Here is a 16,037-nt window from a genome sequence, read left to right on the forward strand (position 1 = left end):
TTTCAGAGCTTGTTGCGCGTCAGCACGCGCGCCAGGATGTTGAGGGCGAGCACGGCGACGGTGATCAGGAACACGCCGGCCCAGGCCAGCTGCTGCCAGTTCTCGTAGGGGCTCATCGCGAACTTGAAGATCGTCACCGGCAGGCTGGCCATCGGCTGGGTCACGTCCGAGGTCCAGAACTGGTTGTTGAGCGCGGTGAACAGCAGCGGTGCCGTTTCGCCGGCGATGCGCGCCACGGCCAGCAGCACGCCGGTGACCACGCCCGAACGCGCCGCGCGCAGCGTGATGCTCAGGATCACCTTCCACTTCGGCGTGCCCAGCGCATAGGCTGCTTCGCGCAGGCCCGGCGGCACCAGTTGCAGCATGTTCTCGGTGGTGCGGATCACGACCGGGATCACGATCAGCGCCAGCGCCAGGCCGCCGGCCAGGCCGGAGAAGCTCTTGAAGTAGGCGACGACCACCGCGTAGACGAACAGGCCGATCACGATCGACGGCGCCGACAGCAGGATGTCGTTGACGAAGCGCGTCACGTTCGACAGCCAGCCCTTGGGGTTGTATTCGGCCAGGTAGATGCCGGCCATGATGCCGATCGGCGTGCCGACGAAGGTGGCCATGGCCACCATCACGACCGAGCCGAAGATCGCATTGGCGATACCGCCGACCTCGTTGGGCGGCGGCGTCATTTCGGTGAAGGTGGCGATCGCCAGGCCGCCGATGCCCTGGCGCAGCGTCTCCCACAGGATCCAGACCAGCCAGAACACGCCGAAGGCCATGGCGGCCAGCGACAGCGTGAGCGCGATCTGGTTGACCCGCTTGCGGCCGGCGAACTTCGCGGCGCGGGTCTCGTCGAGGGCCTTGATGCTCAACAGGCGTTCTGCGGTGGTCATGACTTGGTTCCTTCGCTCTTCTTCATGCGTTGCAGCAGCAGCTTCGACAGGGCGAGCACGACGAAGGTGATGAAGAACAGCACGAGGCCGAGGTACATCAGCGCGGCCTGGTGCAGGCCCGCGCCGGCTTCGGCGAACTCGTTGGCCAGCGCCGAGGTGATGCTGTTGGCGGCCTCGAAGACCGACAGCGACTTGAGCTGGTTGGCGTTGCCGATCACGAAGGTGACCGCCATCGTCTCGCCCAGCGCCCGGCCCAGGCCGAGCATGATGCCGCCGACCACACCGGCCTTGGTGTACGGCAGCACCACCTTGGAGACGACCTCCCAGGTGGTGGAGCCCAGGCCGTAGGCCGATTCCTTGAGCAGCGGCGGCGTGACTTCGAACACGTCGCGCATCACGGCGGCGATGAACGGGATGATCATGATGGCCAGGATGATCCCGGCCGACAGGATGCCGATGCCCACCGGCGGGCCCGACACCAGCGCGCCCAGGTAGGGCACGCCGTCAAAAAGCTTCTGCAGCGGTTGCTGCACGTAGGTCGAGAGGATCGGCCCGAAGACCAGCAGGCCCCACATGCCGTAGACGATCGAGGGCACGGCGGCCAGCAGTTCGATCGCGGTGCCGAGCGGGCGCTTGAGCCACGACGGCGACATCTCGGTCAGGAACAGTGCGATGCCGAAGCTCACCGGCACCGCGATCACCAGCGCGATGAACGAGGTCGCCAGCGTGCCGTAGATCATCACCAGGCCGCCGTACTCGTCCTGCACCGGGTCCCAGGTGGAACTGGTCAGGAAGCCCAGGCCGTACTTGGTGATCGCAGGCCAGGCGCCGACGATCAGCGACAACAGGATGCCGATCAGCATGACCAGCGTCAGCAAAGCTGCGCCCTTGGCCAGCATGCCGAACAGTCGGTCGGTCGCGGCGCCGGTGCGCGGGCGCTTGGCCGGCGGCGGGGTGGCGGAAGCGCGGGCACGCTCGGCCGCGAGGTCGAGCGTCTGGGCGTTGGCGGGGAAGGTGGATGACAAGGGTCGCTCCGGCAATGGGGAAGGCGGCGCGTCGTCGAGCGGATGAGGGCTCATGCGACGCGCCGGTGGACCTTACTTGGCGACGGCGACGGACTTACCCGACGCGTCCTTGATGCTGTCGTTCCAGGCCTTGGCGATCGAGGTCTTCACGACGTCGGGCATCGGCACGTAGTCCAGGTCTTCGGCCGTCTTGTCGCCGCTCTTGTAGGCCCAGTCGAAGAACTTCAGCACGCTGGCTGCGTTGGCGGGCTTGTCCTGCACCTTCTGCATCAGGATGAAGGTCGCGCCGGTGATGGGCCATGCGCCCTTGTCGGCCTGGTTGGTCAGGATCTGGTAGAAGCTCTTGCTCCACTCGGCGCCGGAAGCAGCGGCCTTGAAGGCGCTGTCGTCGGGCGACACGATGGTGCCAGCGGCGTTCTGCATCTGGGCGTACGTCATCTTGTTCTGCTTGACGTAGGCGTATTCGACGTAGCCGATCGAGTTCGGCAGTTGCTTCACGAAGGCGGCGACGCCTTCGTTGCCCTTGCCGCCGGTGCCCAGGGGCCAGTTGACGGCCGTGCCTTCACCGACCTTGCTCTTCCACTCGGCGTTGACCTTGCTCAGGTAGTTGGTGAACAGGAAGCTGGTGCCCGAACCGTCGGCGCGGCGAACCGGCGCGATGGTGGCGTCCGGCAGGGCCAGCGAACCGTTCAGGGCCTTGATGGCGGGGTCGTTCCACTTGGTGATCTTGCCCAGGTAGATGTCGCCCAGGACCTGGCCGTTGAGCTTGAGATCGCCGGGCTTGATGCCGGTGATGTTCACGACCGGGATCACGCCGCCGATGACGGTGGGGAATTGCATCAGGCCCTTGGCTTGCAGTTCTTCGTCCTTCAGGGGAGCGTCGGAAGCGCCGAAGTCGACGGTCTTGGCTTCGATCTGCTTCAGGCCCGCGCCCGAACCGACCGACTGGTAGTTCACCTTGACGCCGGTGGCCTTGTTGAAGTCCGAAGCCCACTTGGAATACAGGGGTGCGGGGAAGCTGGCACCGGCACCGGTCACGTCTTGCGCAAAGGCGGGCGCGTGGGCGAAAGCGGCAGCCACGAGGCTGGCTGCTGCAAATTTGATCGTCGTTTTCATGAGGCTTCCTTTGTGAAGTTCAGCAATCCCGGGTTGGGGGTTGCCGCGAACTTTAGAAAGCTTGTGTGACATCGATGTGACACCCCTTTTCCCAATGAAAAAGGCCTCCGGGACGCTGTGTACATGTGACGCCGTCACAGAATCGTCACGATCCGACACCCCCGCCCCGGCTACCATCGGAGCCCGCCATTTCCCAGCGATCGCCTCCTATTTCTCCATGCAAAACGGCTCCCTCCTCGCTGCGGTCGATCTCGGCTCCAACAGCTTCCGCCTCGAAATCGGTCGGGTCGACCACGGGCAGATCCATCGCATCGAATACCTCAAGGAGGTCGTGCGGCAGGGCGCCGGGCTCGACAGCGCACGCAACCTGACGCCGGAAGCCATGCAGCGCGGCTGGGAGGCGCTGGCGCGCTTCGGCGAGCGGCTGGCCGGCTTCAAGCGTTCGCAGGTGCGCGTGGTCGCCACCCAGACGCTGCGCGAAGCCCGCAACCGCGACGAGTTCCTGCTGCGCGCGCGCACCGTGCTGGGCTTCGGCATCGACGTGATCCCGGGCCGCGAGGAAGCCCGCCTGATCTACCAGGGCGTGGCCCACATGCTGCCGCACAACGACGTGTCCGACCGCGAGCGCCGGCTGGTGGTCGACATCGGCGGCCGCTCGACCGAGATGATCATCGGCCGCGCGCTCGAGGCGCAGGTGATGGAGTCCTACCGCGTGGGCAGCGTCGCCTGGTCGCTCAAGCACTTCCCGCAGGGTCAGTTCACCGCCCCGGCCTTCCGCGCGGCCGAGATCGCGGCCAAGGCCGTGCTCGACGACGCGCTCTCGAGCTACGGCGCCGACCGCTGGGACGTGGCCTACGGCGCCTCCGGCACCATCGGCGCGGTGGGCGACGTGCTGGCGGCCTCGGGCGCCGAACCCGGCCTGGTGACGCGCGAGGGGCTCGACTGGCTGCTCGACCGCCTGCTCAAGGCCGGCAGCATCGAGCGGCTGCGCATGGACGGCATGCGCGAGGACCGCAAGGCCGTGATCGGCGGCGGCGTGAGCGTGCTGCGCGCGGTGTTCGACCTGCTCGACATCCGCGAGATGAAGATCGCCCAGGGTGCCCTGCGCCACGGCGTGCTCTACGAGCTGCTGGAGCGCGACGACAGCGTGGCCGACCTGCGCGCCGCCACCGTGGCCCGGCTGGCCACCCGCTTCGCTGCCGACGCGGCGCAGGCGCGCCGGGTCGGCGAGACGGCGGCCGCGCTGTACGTGCAGCTCGACCCGGCCGCGCGGGGCGGCAGCACCGCCAGCCGCGCCGGCCGCGCGCTGCGCAAGCTGGGCTGGGCGGCGCAGCTGCACGAGATCGGCGCGCTGATCTCGCACAGCGATTGCCACAAGCACGGCGCCTACATCCTGGACAACGTCGACGCCCCGGGCTTCGCCTCCAACGAGCTGCACCAGCTGAGCCAGCTGGTGCTGGGCCACCGCGGCAAGTTGCGCAAGATCGAGACGGCCCTGGAAGACGACACCTTCGCGGCCCAGCTGCTCGCGCTGCGCGTGGCGGTGATCCTGTGCCACGCACGGCGCGATCCCGAGCCGCAGGCACTGAAGCTCGCGCGAAGCGATGCACGCACCTTCAGCGTGAACCACCGTGCCGACTGGGCCGACACCTTCCCGCAATCGGCCCACCTGCTGCGCGAAGAGGTGCTGGCCTGGCAGAAGACCGGCTGGAAGGTCGTGCTCGGCAACTGAGGCGCCGCGCGACGCCCCGCCCTGCTACATCAGCTCGGGCGCCTGCACCGTCACCACCACGGTCTGCACGTCGCCGTCGCGTTCGCGCGTGCGGATCCACCAGACCGCGCCCTTGCGCACCGGGCAGCTGTCGTGCCCCATGCCCAGCAGTTGCGCGATCGCCTGGCCCAGCCCGGGCTGGTGCCCGACCACCAGCACCACCGACTTGCCGTTGGGCCAGCCGGCCGCGGCCAGCAGCGCCTCGGGGCCGGCATCGGGCGCGAGGTCGTCCCGCAGCTTGTACTTGCGGTCCAGCGCCATCACGGTCTGCTCGCAGCGCCGCGCCGGGCTGCTCACGATGCGCGTGCCGTCGGGCAGCTGGCGGTCGAGCCAGCTCGCCATGCGCCGGGCCTGCTTCTCGCCGCGGGCGGTCAGTGCGCGCTGCATGTCGTCGCAGCCTTCGGTCCAGTCCTCGGCTTCGGCATGGCGCCAGAAGATCAAGTCCATTTCGAGCGTTCTCCTTCAGTTGCGCACGCGGCCCAGCCCGCGCGATGCGTAGCGCCCCATCAGCGCGGCCTGGGCGCCATGCGCCTCGATGCGGTGCGACGCGCCCTCCTCGCCGGGATGCGTGTCGCCCTGGACGCGGCGGTACACGCCGTCGGCGCCCAGGTCCCAGGCGTCCTTGCCGTCGTGCAGGTAGGCCACCAGGCATTCGTCGATCAGGCGCTGGCGCAGGCCCGGATCGGTCACCGGCCAGGACAGTTCGATGCGTCGCATCATGTTGCGGTTCATCCAGTCGGCGCTCGAGAGGTAGAGCGACTCGTCCTGGCCGTTGCGGAAATAGAAGACCCGCGAATGCTCGAGGAAGCGCCCGATCACCGAACGCACGCGGATGTTCTCGGTCAGCCCCGGCACCTGCGCCGGCAGCGTGCAGGCGCCGCGCACGATCAGGTCGATCTTCACGCCCTTCTGCCCGGCCCGCACCAGGGCATGGACCAGGGCCTCGTCGGTCAGCGCATTCATCTTGGCGACGATGCGCGTGGCATCGCCCTGCTCGGCCGCCAGGCCCAGCGCGTCGATCTGCGCCACCAGGTTGCGGTGCAGGTCGAAGGGCGCGAGCGACATGCGGTTGAGCTTCGGCAGCCGGCTCTGGCTGGCCAGGTGCACGAACACCGCCTCCATGTCGGCCGTCAGCAGCGGGTCGGCCGTGAGGTGGCTGATGTCGGTGTAGAGCGCCGCGGTGCGCGGGTTGTAGTTGCCGGTCGACAGGTGGCCGTAACGCTGCATGCGCTTGCCTTCGCGGCGCGTCACCAGCAGCATCTTGGCGTGGGTCTTGAGGCCGACCACGCCGTACACCACCTGGGCGCCGATCGACTCGAGCATCTCGGCCCAGTTGATGTTGGCCTCTTCGTCGAAGCGGGCCTTGAGCTCGACCACCACGGTCACTTCCTTGCCACGCCGCACGGCCTCGCGCAGCAGGTCCATCAGCACCGAGTCCGCGCCGGTGCGGTAGATGGTCTGCTTGATGGCCAGCACCTGCGGATCGAGCACCGCCTCGCGCAGGAAGGCCAGCACGCCGTCGAAGCTCTCGAAGGGCTGGTGGATCAGCACGTCGCCGCGCTGCAGGCGGTCGAAGAAGGACTGGCCCGGCGACAGCGTGATCGGGTAGGAGGCCTTGTAGGGTGCGAAGCGCAGTTCCTTGAACTGCGGCTCGTCGAGCAGGTCGATCAGTTGCGTGAGGCGCGCCAGGTTGACCGGCCCGTGCACCCGGTAGAGCGACTGCGGCGGCAGGTTGAACTGCGCGAGCAGGAAGCTGGCCAGCGACTCGGCGCAGCTGGCCGAGACCTCGAGCCGCACCGCCTGCCCGTAGTGCCGGTGCTCCAGGCCCTGGCGCAGCGCGGTGCGCAGGTTCTTCACGTCCTCTTCGTCGACCGCCAGGTCCGAGTGCCGCGTGACGCGGAACTGCGAAAAGTCGCCGACCTCGCGGCCCGGGAACATGCTGGAGAGGTGCGCGCGCACGATGCTCGACAGCGCCACGAACAGCGTCTTGCCGCTCGACACCTTGGCCGGCATGCGGACCAGCCGCGGCAGCACGCGCGGCACCTTGAGGATGGCGATCGGGTTCTCGCGGCCGAAGGCGTCCTTGCCGCCCAGGCGCACGATGAAGTTGAGCGACTTGTTCGCCACCTGCGGGAAGGGATGCGAGGGATCGAGCCCGACCGGGATCAGCAGCGGTCGCACTTCGCGCTCGAAGTAGTCGTGCACCCACTTGCGCTGGGCCGGGTTGCGCTCGCCGTGCGAAATGATGTGTACCCCGTGCTGGGCGAAGGCCGGCATCAGTTCGTCGTTGTAGAGCGCGTACTGCGTGTCGACCAGCGTATGAGCGATGCCGGCCAGCCGCTCGAAGGAAGCGACCGTCTCGTTGCCCTTGGCCTCGCCGAGGCTGGCCGCGATCAGGTGCGGCGCGGCGCGGACTTCGAAGAACTCGTCGAGGTTCGACGACACGATGCACAGGTAGCGCAGCCGCTCGATCAACGGCACTTCGGCGCGCTGCGCCCAGTCGAGCACGCGCTGATTGAAGGCCAGGATGCTGAGGTCGCGGTCGAGCAGGGTCAGTGCGGGACGTGGGGACTCCGCTTCGGTGGCGGGTGGCGTTTCGGCCGGCGGAAGGGCCTGTTTGGACAACATGATCACTGATTCTGGCGCAAGGACTGAGAACACCGCTGTCAGCGGAGATATGACAGTGTCGAGCGCCTTCATGACATTTTCGTGACGTTGTCACATGACGCCGGAAGGCGTCGATCAGTTGCCCAGGAAGTGCTTGCGGTAGCGCGGCGGCAGGTCGTCGATGCGCATCAGCATCGGCAGGTCGGCCGTGTTGAAGTCCGGGTCCCAGGCCGGCGCACCCAGCACCTTGGCGCCCAGGCGCAGGTAGCCCTTGATCAGCGCCGGGGGCTCCACCGCCAGCTCGCTGTCGAGCCGGTCGACCGGCAGCGCCAGCCGCGGCTGGACCTGGTACTGGATCGGCGCCATGTGGGTCGTCGACAGCTGGCGCCAGATGCTGGCCGCGGCGTCGCCGTTGCGCGCGCCCTCGTGGCACATGGGAATGCTCGCGCAACCGATCATGGTGTCGAGCTTGTTGCGGTGCATGAAGGCCGCCAGCGCGCCCCACAGGGCCAGGATGACGCCGCCCTGCCGGTGGTCACGGTGCACGCAGCTGCGGCCCAGTTCGACCATGCGCTCGCGCAGGTCGCGCAGCCGGGTCAGGTCGAATTCGGTGTCGCTGTAGGTGCTGCCGATGCGGCGCGCCTGGGCCGGCGTGAGCACGCGGTAGGTGCCGATGACCTGTTCGGTCTCTTCGTCGCGCACCAGCAGGTGTTCGCAGAAGTCGTCGAACAGGTCGATGTCGTGGCCTTCGAGCGGCGTGGTCAGGCGCGCGCCCATCTCGCCAGCGAACACCTCGAAGCGCAGGCGCTGGGCGGCGCGCACGTCGTCCTGGTGGCGGGCCCAGCTCACGGTGATGCCCGGGCCGGCGGCGCGCGCGGGTGCGGGCTGCGTGGTGGCCGGCACGGCCGGCACCGCGGACGGCACACGGGCCGCGGGCGGTGCCCGCCAGAAGGCGGGACGCGAGCCGAGTTGGGAGATCGCGAACATCGGATTGGGCAGTTCTTGCATGGGGGACCCTTCGTGTTGAGCGCGAGTCTCCAGAACCCCGATGAAAGTGCCGTGTCGCTGTCATGGCAATTGCATGACGCTGCCAAATGCCCTTCTTCGTCGTCTAATGAGCGCCTGCCCCACCCCCACAGGAGTCGCCCATGGCCGACGAAGGACGGATCGAGGTCGAGGTCGAAACCCGGCGCCACCAGATGTTTCCGGTGCTGAGCGAGACCGACCTGCGACGCATGCAGCGCTTCGGCAGCCTGCGCACCTACGCGCCGGGCGATTGCATGTTCAGGGCCGGCGAGCCGGGCCTGGGCATGTTCGTGCTGCTGGCGGGCACGGTTGCCATCACCCAGCGCGACGGGCTGGGCCATGTGGTGCCCATCGGCCGCCAGGGGCCGGGCCAGTTCATGGCCGAGATCGCGCAACTGTCGGGCAAGCCCTCGCTGGTCGACGGGCATGCCGAGACCGCCGTGGAGGCGCTGCTGATCCCGCCCGAGCAACTGCGCGCGCTGATCGTGGCCGAGGCCGACCTGGGCGAGCGGCTGGTGCGCGCGCTGATCCTGCGCCGCGTGGCGCTGATCGAATCCGGCGCCAGCGGCCCGGTGCTGATCGGCCCGCCCGACACCGCCGACGTCCGGCGGCTGCAGAACTTCCTGAGCCGCAACGGCCACCCCTTCCAGGTGGTCGACTCGACCCGGGACGCCGACGCGGCCGCGATGCTCGCCCAGTACGGCGAGGCCACGCTGCTGGTGGCCTGCCCCAACGGGTCGGTGTTGATGAACCCGAGCGAGCTGGCCCTGGCGCGCTGCCTGGGCATGGTCGACAGCGACGTCCACGACGACCTGTTCGACGTGATCGTGGTCGGCGCCGGGCCGGCCGGGCTTGCCACCGCGGTGTACGCCGCATCGGAAGGCCTGCGCGTGGTCGTGCTCGACTGCCGCTCCTATGGCGGCCAGGCCGGAGCGAGCGCGCGCATCGAGAATTACCTGGGCTTTCCCACCGGCATCTCGGGCGGCGCGCTGGCCGGGCGGGCCTATGTGCAGGCGCAGAAGTTCGGCGTCGAGATGATGATCCCGTCGGAAGTCGCCTCGCTCGACTGCAGCCACGCGGCCGCGGGCGAGATGACCGTGCACCTGGCCGACGGCCGCCGGCTGCGCGGGCGCACGGTGGTGATCGCCAGCGGCGCGCGCTACCGCCGGCCGGGCGTGCCGCGGCTGGCCGAGTTCGAAGGCCGCGGCATCTGGTACTGGGCTTCGGCGCTCGAGGCCCGCACCTGCGCACGGCAGGAGGTCGCGCTGGTGGGCGGCGGCAATTCGGCCGGCCAGGCGGCGGTGTTCCTGTCGCAGCATGCGGCCAAGGTCAACGTGCTGGTGCGCGGACCTTCGCTCGCGGCCAGCATGTCGCGCTACCTGATCGATCGCATCGAGGCCACGCCGAACATCGCGCTGCATCCGCACACCGAGCTGGTGAGCCTGCACGGCGACCCTGCCACCGGACTCGAGGGCGCGACCTGGCGCCGCCGCGGATCGACGGAGGAATACGACTGCCCGGCGCGCAACATCTTCCTGTTCGTCGGCGCGGAGCCCGAGACCGGCTGGCTCGCGGGCTGCCAGGTGGCGGTCGACCGCAGCGGCTTCGTGCTGACGGGGCCGGCCGCCAGCGGCGGTTTTCCCGCGCGGCCCGCGGCACCGCTCGAATCGAGCGTGCCGGGCGTGTTCGCGGTGGGCGACGTGCGCTCGGGCTCGGTCAAGCGCGTGGGCGGCGCGATCGGCGAAGGGGCGGCGGTGGTGGCACAGATCCACCAGCATCTGGCGGCCAACGAACGCAGCGCCTGAAGCCGGGCGCGCTGCAGGAAATCCGGCGCGCCTATATGCTGGCGCCCTCCTCTGTTCATCGCCCGAAACGACCGACATGCCCCAAGCCCCGATCGACGTCTACACCTGGCCCACGCCCAACGGCCACAAGGTCCACATCATGCTGGAGGAGTGCGGCCTCCCCTACGTGGCGCATCCCATCGACATCGGCAAGGGCGACCAGTTCGGGCCGGACTTTCTCGCGATCAGCCCCAACAACAAGATCCCGGCCATCGTCGATCCGCAAGGCCCCGACGGCCAGCCGATCTCGCTCTTCGAATCGGGCGCCATCCTGGTCTACCTGGCCGGCAAGACCGGCCGCTTCATGCCCACCACCGACCGCGGCCGCTTCGACGTGCTGCAGTGGCTGATGTTCCAGATGGGCGGCGTCGGCCCGATGCTGGGCCAGGCCCATCACTTCCGGCTCTACGCGCCGGAGAAGCTGCCCTACGCCATCGAGCGCTACACCAACGAGGCCCGGCGCCTCTACGGCGTGATCGACAGGCAGCTGGCGCAGAGCGCCTTCATCGCGGGCCCGGACTATTCGATCGCCGACATCGCGATCTTCCCGTGGCTGCGCAGCTGGGAGAACCAGGGCATCGTGCTGAGCGACTTCCCGCACCTGCAGGCCTGGTTCGAAGGCATCGCCGCGCGGCCCGCGGTGCAGCGCGGCGTGAAGGTGCTGGCCGATCGGCGCAAGCCCATCACCGACGACAAGGCGCGCGACATCCTTTTCGGCAAAAGCCAGTACGCCAAGCGCTGACCGGAAAGTATTTAAGGCATGCCTGCCCGGAAACGCCATCGCGGCGGGCTAGAATCGCAGGCTTGTCGGGGCGTAGCGCAGCCTGGTAGCGCATCTGGTTTGGGACCAGAGGGTCGAAGGTTCGAATCCTTTCGCCCCGACCAAGAGAAAAGTGAATGCCCGCAGCGGTCCATGCCCTGCGGGCTTTCTGCTTCTGAAGGGGAGCGTTGCTCCGGTGGCCAGGGCCCGGGACTTCCTGCGCCGGCCCCACCGGAACCGCTCGCATCCGTGAATCCATCAGATCGATCAGGTATGAAGAACGTGCTCGGAAATGCAGCAGCCCGCCACGCGGCATCGCAACCCTCCTTCCGTCCCCGTGCCGGGTCGACCGCGGCCGCTGCGCTGCTGTCGGCCGTGCTCGCGCTCGGTGGCCTCTCGGTCGCGCATGCAGCGGCCGAGCACGACGAGGTCGATCGGCTCACCCAGGCCGGCAAGCTCGACGAAGCCACGGCCAAGGCCGACCGCTACCTGGCGAGCAATCCACGCGATCCGCAGATGCGCTTCCTCAAGGGCGTGATCCAGATCGACGCCGGCAAGCGCCCCGAAGCCATCGCGATCTTCACCCAGCTCACGCAGGATTCGCCCGAGCTGCCCGAGCCCTACAACAACCTGGCCGTGCTCTACGCCGCGCAGGGGCAGTTCGACAAGGCGCAATCGACGCTGGAAAGCGCGATCCGCACCAACCCCAGCTACGCCACGGCGCAGGAGAACCTGGGCGACCTCTACGCCCGCCGCGCCACCGAGGCCTACAGCAAGGCGATGCAGCTCGACCAGGGCAACAGCGTCGTGCCGACCAAGCTGGCGGTGATCCGCACGCTGTTCGCGGCACCGGCATCCGCCAAGCCCGCCGTGCCGGCGAAGCCGCCCGCGACCGTGGTCGCTGCAGCCAGCCCCGCACCCGCACCCGCGCCGGCCAAGGCCGCCCCGCCGGCACCGGCTCCCGCGCCTGCTGCGCCACCGGCGCCGGTGGCGCCGCCCGTCGCCGCCGCACCGGTGGCACCGCCCAAGCCGGCCGCTACACCTGCAGCACCCGCAGCACCTGCGGCACCGGCCGCCACGTCGACGGCCAATGCCGCCGTCGGCGCCGCGGTGCATCGTTGGGCCTCGGCCTGGGCCGCACAGGACATGGACGACTACCTCTCCGCCTACGACAGCAGCTTCGCGCCGCCCGGCAACCAGACCCGCAAGGCCTGGGAAGAGGAACGCCGTGCGCGCATCGTGGGCAAGACCGCGATCAGCGTCGACGTGCGCAACCTCGAGATCGAGGTCGAAGGCAACACCGCCACGGCCAAGTTCCGCCAGGCCTACCGTGCCGATTCGCTCAACGTGAACAGCCGCAAGACCCTCGAGCTGGTGCTGCGCGACAAGCAATGGCGCATCCGCAAGGAAACCGCCGGCCGGTGAACGCTGCTGCAGGAGGTGGCCGACCGCCAGCCGGTCCGGGGATGACGTGTGCCGGGCCCCTCGGCCCGCGTCACCGGCTCGGCATCGCGCTGCTGCTGGCGATGGCCACGGCCCTGCCGGCCCTGGCCACGCAAGCGCCGCCGCACCGCGCCAAGACCAAGGCGCAGGCCGAAGCCAAGACGCCGCCGGCAAAGGCCCAGGCCAAACGCGGCAAGACCCCACCGGCGCCCGCCGCCAAGCCGACGGCACGCGCCGATCGCCCGGCCCGCCCCGCGCCCGCCGCCCTGCCCGTGCGCCCGGCCGCCGGCGCGGAAGCCCGGCTGATCGAGGTCTACCGGCTGTTCGGCCGCGGCCAGAGCGTCGAGGCACTGGCCAAGGCGCAGAAACTGGTGGCGGACCAACCCAACTTCCAACTGGCGCAGCTGGTCTACGGCGACCTGCTCGCAGCCCGGCTGCCGCCCGCGCGCCGGCCCTCGCAGATGCGGCCCGACGCCGACCCTCAGGCCCTGAGCGAACTCGCGGACGAATCGCGTCGCCGCCTGCAGGCCCTGCGGGAACGGCCGCCGCCCGGCACCGTGCCCTCGGCCTTCGTCGAGCTCGCGCCCAGCATCCGCCACGCGATTGCGGTCGACACCTCGCGTTCGCGCCTGTACCTGCTGGAGAACGGCCCGCAAGGCCTGCAGCTCAAGGCCGACTACTACATCTCGGTCGGCAAGTCCGGCATCGGCAAGCAGGCCGAAGGCGACGCACGCACGCCGCTGGGGATCTACCACGTCACCAGCAACCTCGATCCGAAGACCCTGCGCGACTTCTACGGCATCGGCGCGCTGCCCATCAACTACCCCAACCCCTACGACGTGCGCCGCGGGCGCACCGGCAGCGGCATCTGGCTGCATGGCACGCCGCGCACGCAGTACGCCCGGGCACCGCTGTCGACCGACGGCTGCGTGGTGCTGGCGAACAACGACCTGCAGGAGCTGATCCGGCGCGCCCAGATCGGCGCCACGCCGGTGGTGGTCGCGCAGAACCTGCAGTGGACCGCGCCGGCGCAGCTGCAGGGCGACAAGCAGGCCTTCGACAAGACGCTGGCCCAGTGGCTCGACGCCCGTGCCCAGGGCGACACCGCGCGCCTGCAGAAATTCCATGCCCCGGACTTCCGGCGCATCGGCAACAAGAAAACCATTGATTCCGCCCAGGGAATTACCGAGGACATCCGGGCCGCCAATGGGCAGCACCTGCTGCTCAAGGATGTCTCCTATTTGCGCTGGAACGGTGAAGACAACACCATGGTCAGCTCATTCGGCGAGGTGGCTGCGGGGCAGCGGACGGGCCGCCAGCGCAGGCAATACTGGATCCGCCAAGGCGTCGAATGGCGAATTCTTCAGGAAGAAGTCTCAGGATCGTAATACATTGGTATTCATTTGATCTGAGCTCGAGAACCGAGATGACCTGAATAACCCTGCCGTCGTCTCATTCGGGTGTTGCGTGTTCCGAAGGTGTCACCGTAACAACGACGTAACACCCACCCCCACTCTCACCGCAGGACATTCCAATCCTTTCACAAGCCGTTGATTTTCAACGGCTTTTTTATTTTCCGCTGCCGTTTCAAGGTAAACGTGACATCGGCACGTCCGTTGCATCCCTGTGAGGAAACATCACAAAAGGTGACGAATTTGACGTTTGTTACCGAATGTGTACTTCCAGCCTAATTGAACACTCGGCTTACATTCAATTACGATGAAGTCACCGTGGATCGCGGTAATTTTTTCGAATACATCTTCCATTTACTGAAGGAAAAACCATGTCCAACGCAATTATCAAGTTTCTGCGCGATGAAGAAGGCGCTACTGCAATTGAATATGGCCTTATTGCCGGGCTGATCGGCGTCGCGCTGGTGGTTACATTGACGCAGCTTGGCACCGATCTGGGACTGCTTTTCACTTCGATTAGCGGGACTATCACGACCGCCACGCCCTGACCCATGACTGCTGCAGTCTGGTTGTTGTGGCTCTTGTCGGTCGCGAGCCACGACTTCCGGCAGCGCAGAGTTCCCAATTGGCTTGTTCTCCTGGGCGCAGCAATGGGTGCGATCGCACTCGGAGTGGATGCACAGCCCTTCGGCATTAGCTGGACCCAGGCCGGTTTGGGAGCTGCTGGCGGTTTCTGCTTTCTGCTGGTCTTCTATGCGATGGGCCTGATGGGTGCTGGCGACGTGAAATTCGGCGCCGCGCTGGGACTGTGGGTCGGTCTGCAGCCGCTGCTGCCGATTTGGCTGGCTGCAAGCTTGCTGGCAGGCGCACACGCGGTCCTATGGCAGCAGCTGCAGCGATCACAGCGTTTTCCGCGGCTCGCCGAGGCTCTGTCTGGGGTTTCGCCGCAGCACGATGACAGCGTCGCACCGAAGAAGCGACAGCGCCACATCCCGTTCGCGGCCTATCTCTCGATCGCGTCTGCGGGCTGGTTGCTCTGGCGCGGTTCGATTCTCTAGCGAAGACGACACACGGCCCTGCTGACCGGCCCATTGGAGCCTCATCGTTCTTTTCTCACCTACCGCTCCATGATCCACCTCACAAAAATCATCGCCGCCTTGCTGATGCTCGTGGCGCTTGCGTTAGGCATCTATGCCTGGGTCCTTAGCCGCAAGCCCGCCCCGCTGCAGCCAACTGCCATCGCAGCCGCCGCCGCGTCCAAAGAACAGAAAGCACTGTTCCCTGTAGTAGTGACGACCCGCGCCGTGCCGGCAGGGCAACCGTTGACGGCAGAGTCGCTGCGCGTGGAGCGTCTTCCGATCAACCCCTCCGGCGCCTTCCAAGAGGTTGCAAAAGCCGTCGACGGCATTCCAGTGGCCGATATGGGCGAGGGGACGCCGGTCCTGGCCAACCAACTAGTGACGGGCTTGGCCCTGCATGTGGCTGCAGGTGAGCGGGCGCTGGCCGTCAAGGCCGACGAAATGATGGGCGTGGGAAATCGGGTCCGTCCCGGCGATTTCGTCGATGTGTTCTTCACGCTCAAGACGGACAGCAAGGAGATCGAGCGGTCGCAGGCGAGGTTGTTGCTCTCGCGCATGCGTGTGCTGGCCTACGGCAGCGCCTCGGTGGACGGCTCGCCCTCGCAGATGACGGAAGGAAAAGCGGCGCAGTCGCAGCAGCGAGCGGAAGCCGCGCGCACGGTGGTACTCGCCGTTCCCGTGGCCGATGTCAATCGCCTGGCATTGGGCGAGGCGACAGGTCGTTTGGTGCTGGCGTTGCGCCACCCCACTGATCTGAGCGAACCCGATCGGTCGCTGTTCGCCGAACTTCCAACTGCCATGCAACCGCAACCGCTCAAGGCTGGCGCACCGGCACGTGGGCCACTGGAAAGCATCGACCGGGCCCAGGCTGGTCTCACAGCCATCGACCTCGCAACCGGTGGCACCCCAACGCAGACCCGCAGCAATATCACGCCGGTACGCAGCGCACCCCCGAGCACCTCGCGCGCCGCGGCGACTGCACGCGGGCCCCGCGGTGCCGAAGTCGAGTTCATCCGCGGCGACAAGCGCGAAACGCTGAGCTACTGATGGCCTCCTTTCACAAGACT

General features: G+C 67.9%; 14 protein-coding genes and 1 tRNA gene. 9 read left to right on the forward strand and 6 right to left on the reverse strand.

What is annotated here, in order from left to right:
* Window positions 1–2: 2 nt before the first annotated feature.
* Genes pstA through pstS form a run of 3 tightly spaced genes read right to left on the reverse strand, consistent with a single transcriptional unit; the run spans window position 3 to window position 3,028 of the window.
* Complete coding sequence (gene pstA, locus A9977_RS04715) at window positions 3–887, reverse strand: phosphate ABC transporter permease PstA (protein ID WP_183023733.1); 885 nt, start codon at window positions 885–887, stop codon at window positions 3–5.
* Window positions 884–1,966 carry a phosphate ABC transporter permease PstC gene (gene pstC, locus A9977_RS04720; RefSeq protein ID WP_183023734.1) on the reverse strand — a complete coding sequence of 361 codons (1,083 nt, stop codon included), beginning with the start codon at window positions 1,964–1,966 and terminating at the stop codon, window positions 884–886. Before pstC ends, pstA begins: the two co-directional genes overlap by 4 nt.
* Before the next feature lie 18 nt (window positions 1,967–1,984).
* Window positions 1,985–3,028, reverse strand: coding sequence for a phosphate ABC transporter substrate-binding protein PstS (pstS, locus tag A9977_RS04725; protein WP_183023735.1), 1,044 nt, complete (start codon window positions 3,026–3,028; stop codon window positions 1,985–1,987).
* 217 nt (window positions 3,029–3,245) lie between these two features.
* Here pstS and A9977_RS04730 point away from each other — a divergent pair, with 217 nt between their 5' ends.
* Window positions 3,246–4,760 (forward strand): Ppx/GppA phosphatase family protein, encoded by a 1,515-nt coding sequence (locus tag A9977_RS04730; protein ID WP_183023736.1) that lies wholly within the window; start codon window positions 3,246–3,248, stop codon window positions 4,758–4,760.
* A 24-nt stretch (window positions 4,761–4,784) separates the two neighbouring features.
* Here A9977_RS04730 and A9977_RS04735 read toward each other — a convergent pair whose 3' ends face one another.
* From A9977_RS04735 to A9977_RS04745, 3 genes are read right to left on the reverse strand one after another with little or no spacing between them, the layout of a single operon-like run.
* Window positions 4,785–5,246 carry a histidine phosphatase family protein gene (locus A9977_RS04735; protein ID WP_183023737.1) on the reverse strand — a complete coding sequence of 154 codons (462 nt, stop codon included), beginning with the start codon at window positions 5,244–5,246 and terminating at the stop codon, window positions 4,785–4,787.
* A 15-nt stretch (window positions 5,247–5,261) separates the two neighbouring features.
* Window positions 5,262–7,499 carry a polyphosphate kinase 1 gene (gene ppk1, locus A9977_RS04740; protein ID WP_405054666.1) on the reverse strand — a complete coding sequence of 746 codons (2,238 nt, stop codon included), beginning with the start codon at window positions 7,497–7,499 and terminating at the stop codon, window positions 5,262–5,264.
* A 42-nt stretch (window positions 7,500–7,541) separates the two neighbouring features.
* Entirely contained in the window at window positions 7,542–8,414 is an 873-nt protein-coding gene (locus A9977_RS04745; protein ID WP_183023739.1) for a GNAT family N-acetyltransferase, read from the reverse strand.
* 140 nt (window positions 8,415–8,554) lie between these two features.
* Between A9977_RS04745 and A9977_RS04750 the strand changes: the two genes are divergently transcribed.
* The 8 genes from A9977_RS04750 to cpaB all read left to right on the forward strand — a co-directional run bounded on the left by A9977_RS04750 (window position 8,555) and on the right by cpaB (window position 16,017).
* Window positions 8,555–10,237 carry an FAD-dependent oxidoreductase gene (locus A9977_RS04750; RefSeq protein ID WP_183023740.1) on the forward strand — a complete coding sequence of 561 codons (1,683 nt, stop codon included), beginning with the start codon at window positions 8,555–8,557 and terminating at the stop codon, window positions 10,235–10,237.
* Window positions 10,238–10,313: 76 nt separating this feature from the next.
* Window positions 10,314–11,018 carry a glutathione binding-like protein gene (locus A9977_RS04755; protein WP_183023741.1) on the forward strand — a complete coding sequence of 235 codons (705 nt, stop codon included), beginning with the start codon at window positions 10,314–10,316 and terminating at the stop codon, window positions 11,016–11,018.
* A gap of 66 nt (window positions 11,019–11,084) precedes the next feature.
* A tRNA-Pro gene (locus tag A9977_RS04760) sits at window positions 11,085–11,161 on the forward strand.
* A gap of 148 nt (window positions 11,162–11,309) precedes the next feature.
* Complete coding sequence (locus tag A9977_RS04765; RefSeq protein ID WP_183023742.1) at window positions 11,310–12,461, forward strand: nuclear transport factor 2 family protein; 1,152 nt, start codon at window positions 11,310–11,312, stop codon at window positions 12,459–12,461.
* A 41-nt stretch (window positions 12,462–12,502) separates the two neighbouring features.
* Window positions 12,503–13,867: a L,D-transpeptidase family protein gene (locus A9977_RS04770; protein ID WP_183023743.1), complete on the forward strand. Its 1,365-nt coding sequence runs from the start codon at window positions 12,503–12,505 to the stop codon at window positions 13,865–13,867.
* 395 nt (window positions 13,868–14,262) lie between these two features.
* Entirely contained in the window at window positions 14,263–14,439 is a 177-nt protein-coding gene (locus tag A9977_RS04775) for a Flp family type IVb pilin (RefSeq protein WP_183023744.1), read from the forward strand.
* A 3-nt stretch (window positions 14,440–14,442) separates the two neighbouring features.
* Window positions 14,443–14,949, forward strand: a complete 507-nt coding sequence (locus tag A9977_RS04780) for a prepilin peptidase (protein WP_183023745.1) — start codon at window positions 14,443–14,445, stop codon at window positions 14,947–14,949.
* A 69-nt stretch (window positions 14,950–15,018) separates the two neighbouring features.
* A complete protein-coding gene (gene cpaB, locus A9977_RS04785) occupies window positions 15,019–16,017 on the forward strand; it encodes a Flp pilus assembly protein CpaB (RefSeq protein WP_183023746.1) in 999 nt (332 codons plus the stop codon).
* The last annotated feature ends 20 nt before the right edge of the window (window positions 16,018–16,037 follow it).

This window comes from Variovorax sp. UMC13 (assembly GCF_014170375.1).
In the GTDB taxonomy this organism is placed as follows: Bacteria; Pseudomonadota; Gammaproteobacteria; order Burkholderiales; family Burkholderiaceae_C; genus Variovorax.

Coding starts and splice junctions, on each gene's coding strand:
- A9977_RS04750 (WP_183023740.1), top strand. CDS start 8,555: ATGGCCGACGAAGGACGGATCGAGGTCGAGGTCGAAACCCGGCGCCAC.
- A9977_RS04735 (WP_183023737.1), bottom strand. CDS start 5,246: ATGGACTTGATCTTCTGGCGCCATGCCGAAGCCGAGGACTGGACCGAA.
- pstS (WP_183023735.1), bottom strand. CDS start 3,028: ATGAAAACGACGATCAAATTTGCAGCAGCCAGCCTCGTGGCTGCCGCT.
- A9977_RS04775 (WP_183023744.1), top strand. CDS start 14,263: ATGTCCAACGCAATTATCAAGTTTCTGCGCGATGAAGAAGGCGCTACT.
- pstC (WP_183023734.1), bottom strand. CDS start 1,966: ATGAGCCCTCATCCGCTCGACGACGCGCCGCCTTCCCCATTGCCGGAG.
- pstA (WP_183023733.1), bottom strand. CDS start 887: ATGACCACCGCAGAACGCCTGTTGAGCATCAAGGCCCTCGACGAGACC.
- A9977_RS04745 (WP_183023739.1), bottom strand. CDS start 8,414: ATGCAAGAACTGCCCAATCCGATGTTCGCGATCTCCCAACTCGGCTCG.
- A9977_RS04770 (WP_183023743.1), top strand. CDS start 12,503: ATGACGTGTGCCGGGCCCCTCGGCCCGCGTCACCGGCTCGGCATCGCG.
- ppk1 (WP_405054666.1), bottom strand. CDS start 7,499: ATGAAGGCGCTCGACACTGTCATATCTCCGCTGACAGCGGTGTTCTCA.
- A9977_RS04780 (WP_183023745.1), top strand. CDS start 14,443: ATGACTGCTGCAGTCTGGTTGTTGTGGCTCTTGTCGGTCGCGAGCCAC.
- A9977_RS04730 (WP_183023736.1), top strand. CDS start 3,246: ATGCAAAACGGCTCCCTCCTCGCTGCGGTCGATCTCGGCTCCAACAGC.
- A9977_RS04765 (WP_183023742.1), top strand. CDS start 11,310: ATGAAGAACGTGCTCGGAAATGCAGCAGCCCGCCACGCGGCATCGCAA.
- A9977_RS04755 (WP_183023741.1), top strand. CDS start 10,314: ATGCCCCAAGCCCCGATCGACGTCTACACCTGGCCCACGCCCAACGGC.
- cpaB (WP_183023746.1), top strand. CDS start 15,019: ATGATCCACCTCACAAAAATCATCGCCGCCTTGCTGATGCTCGTGGCG.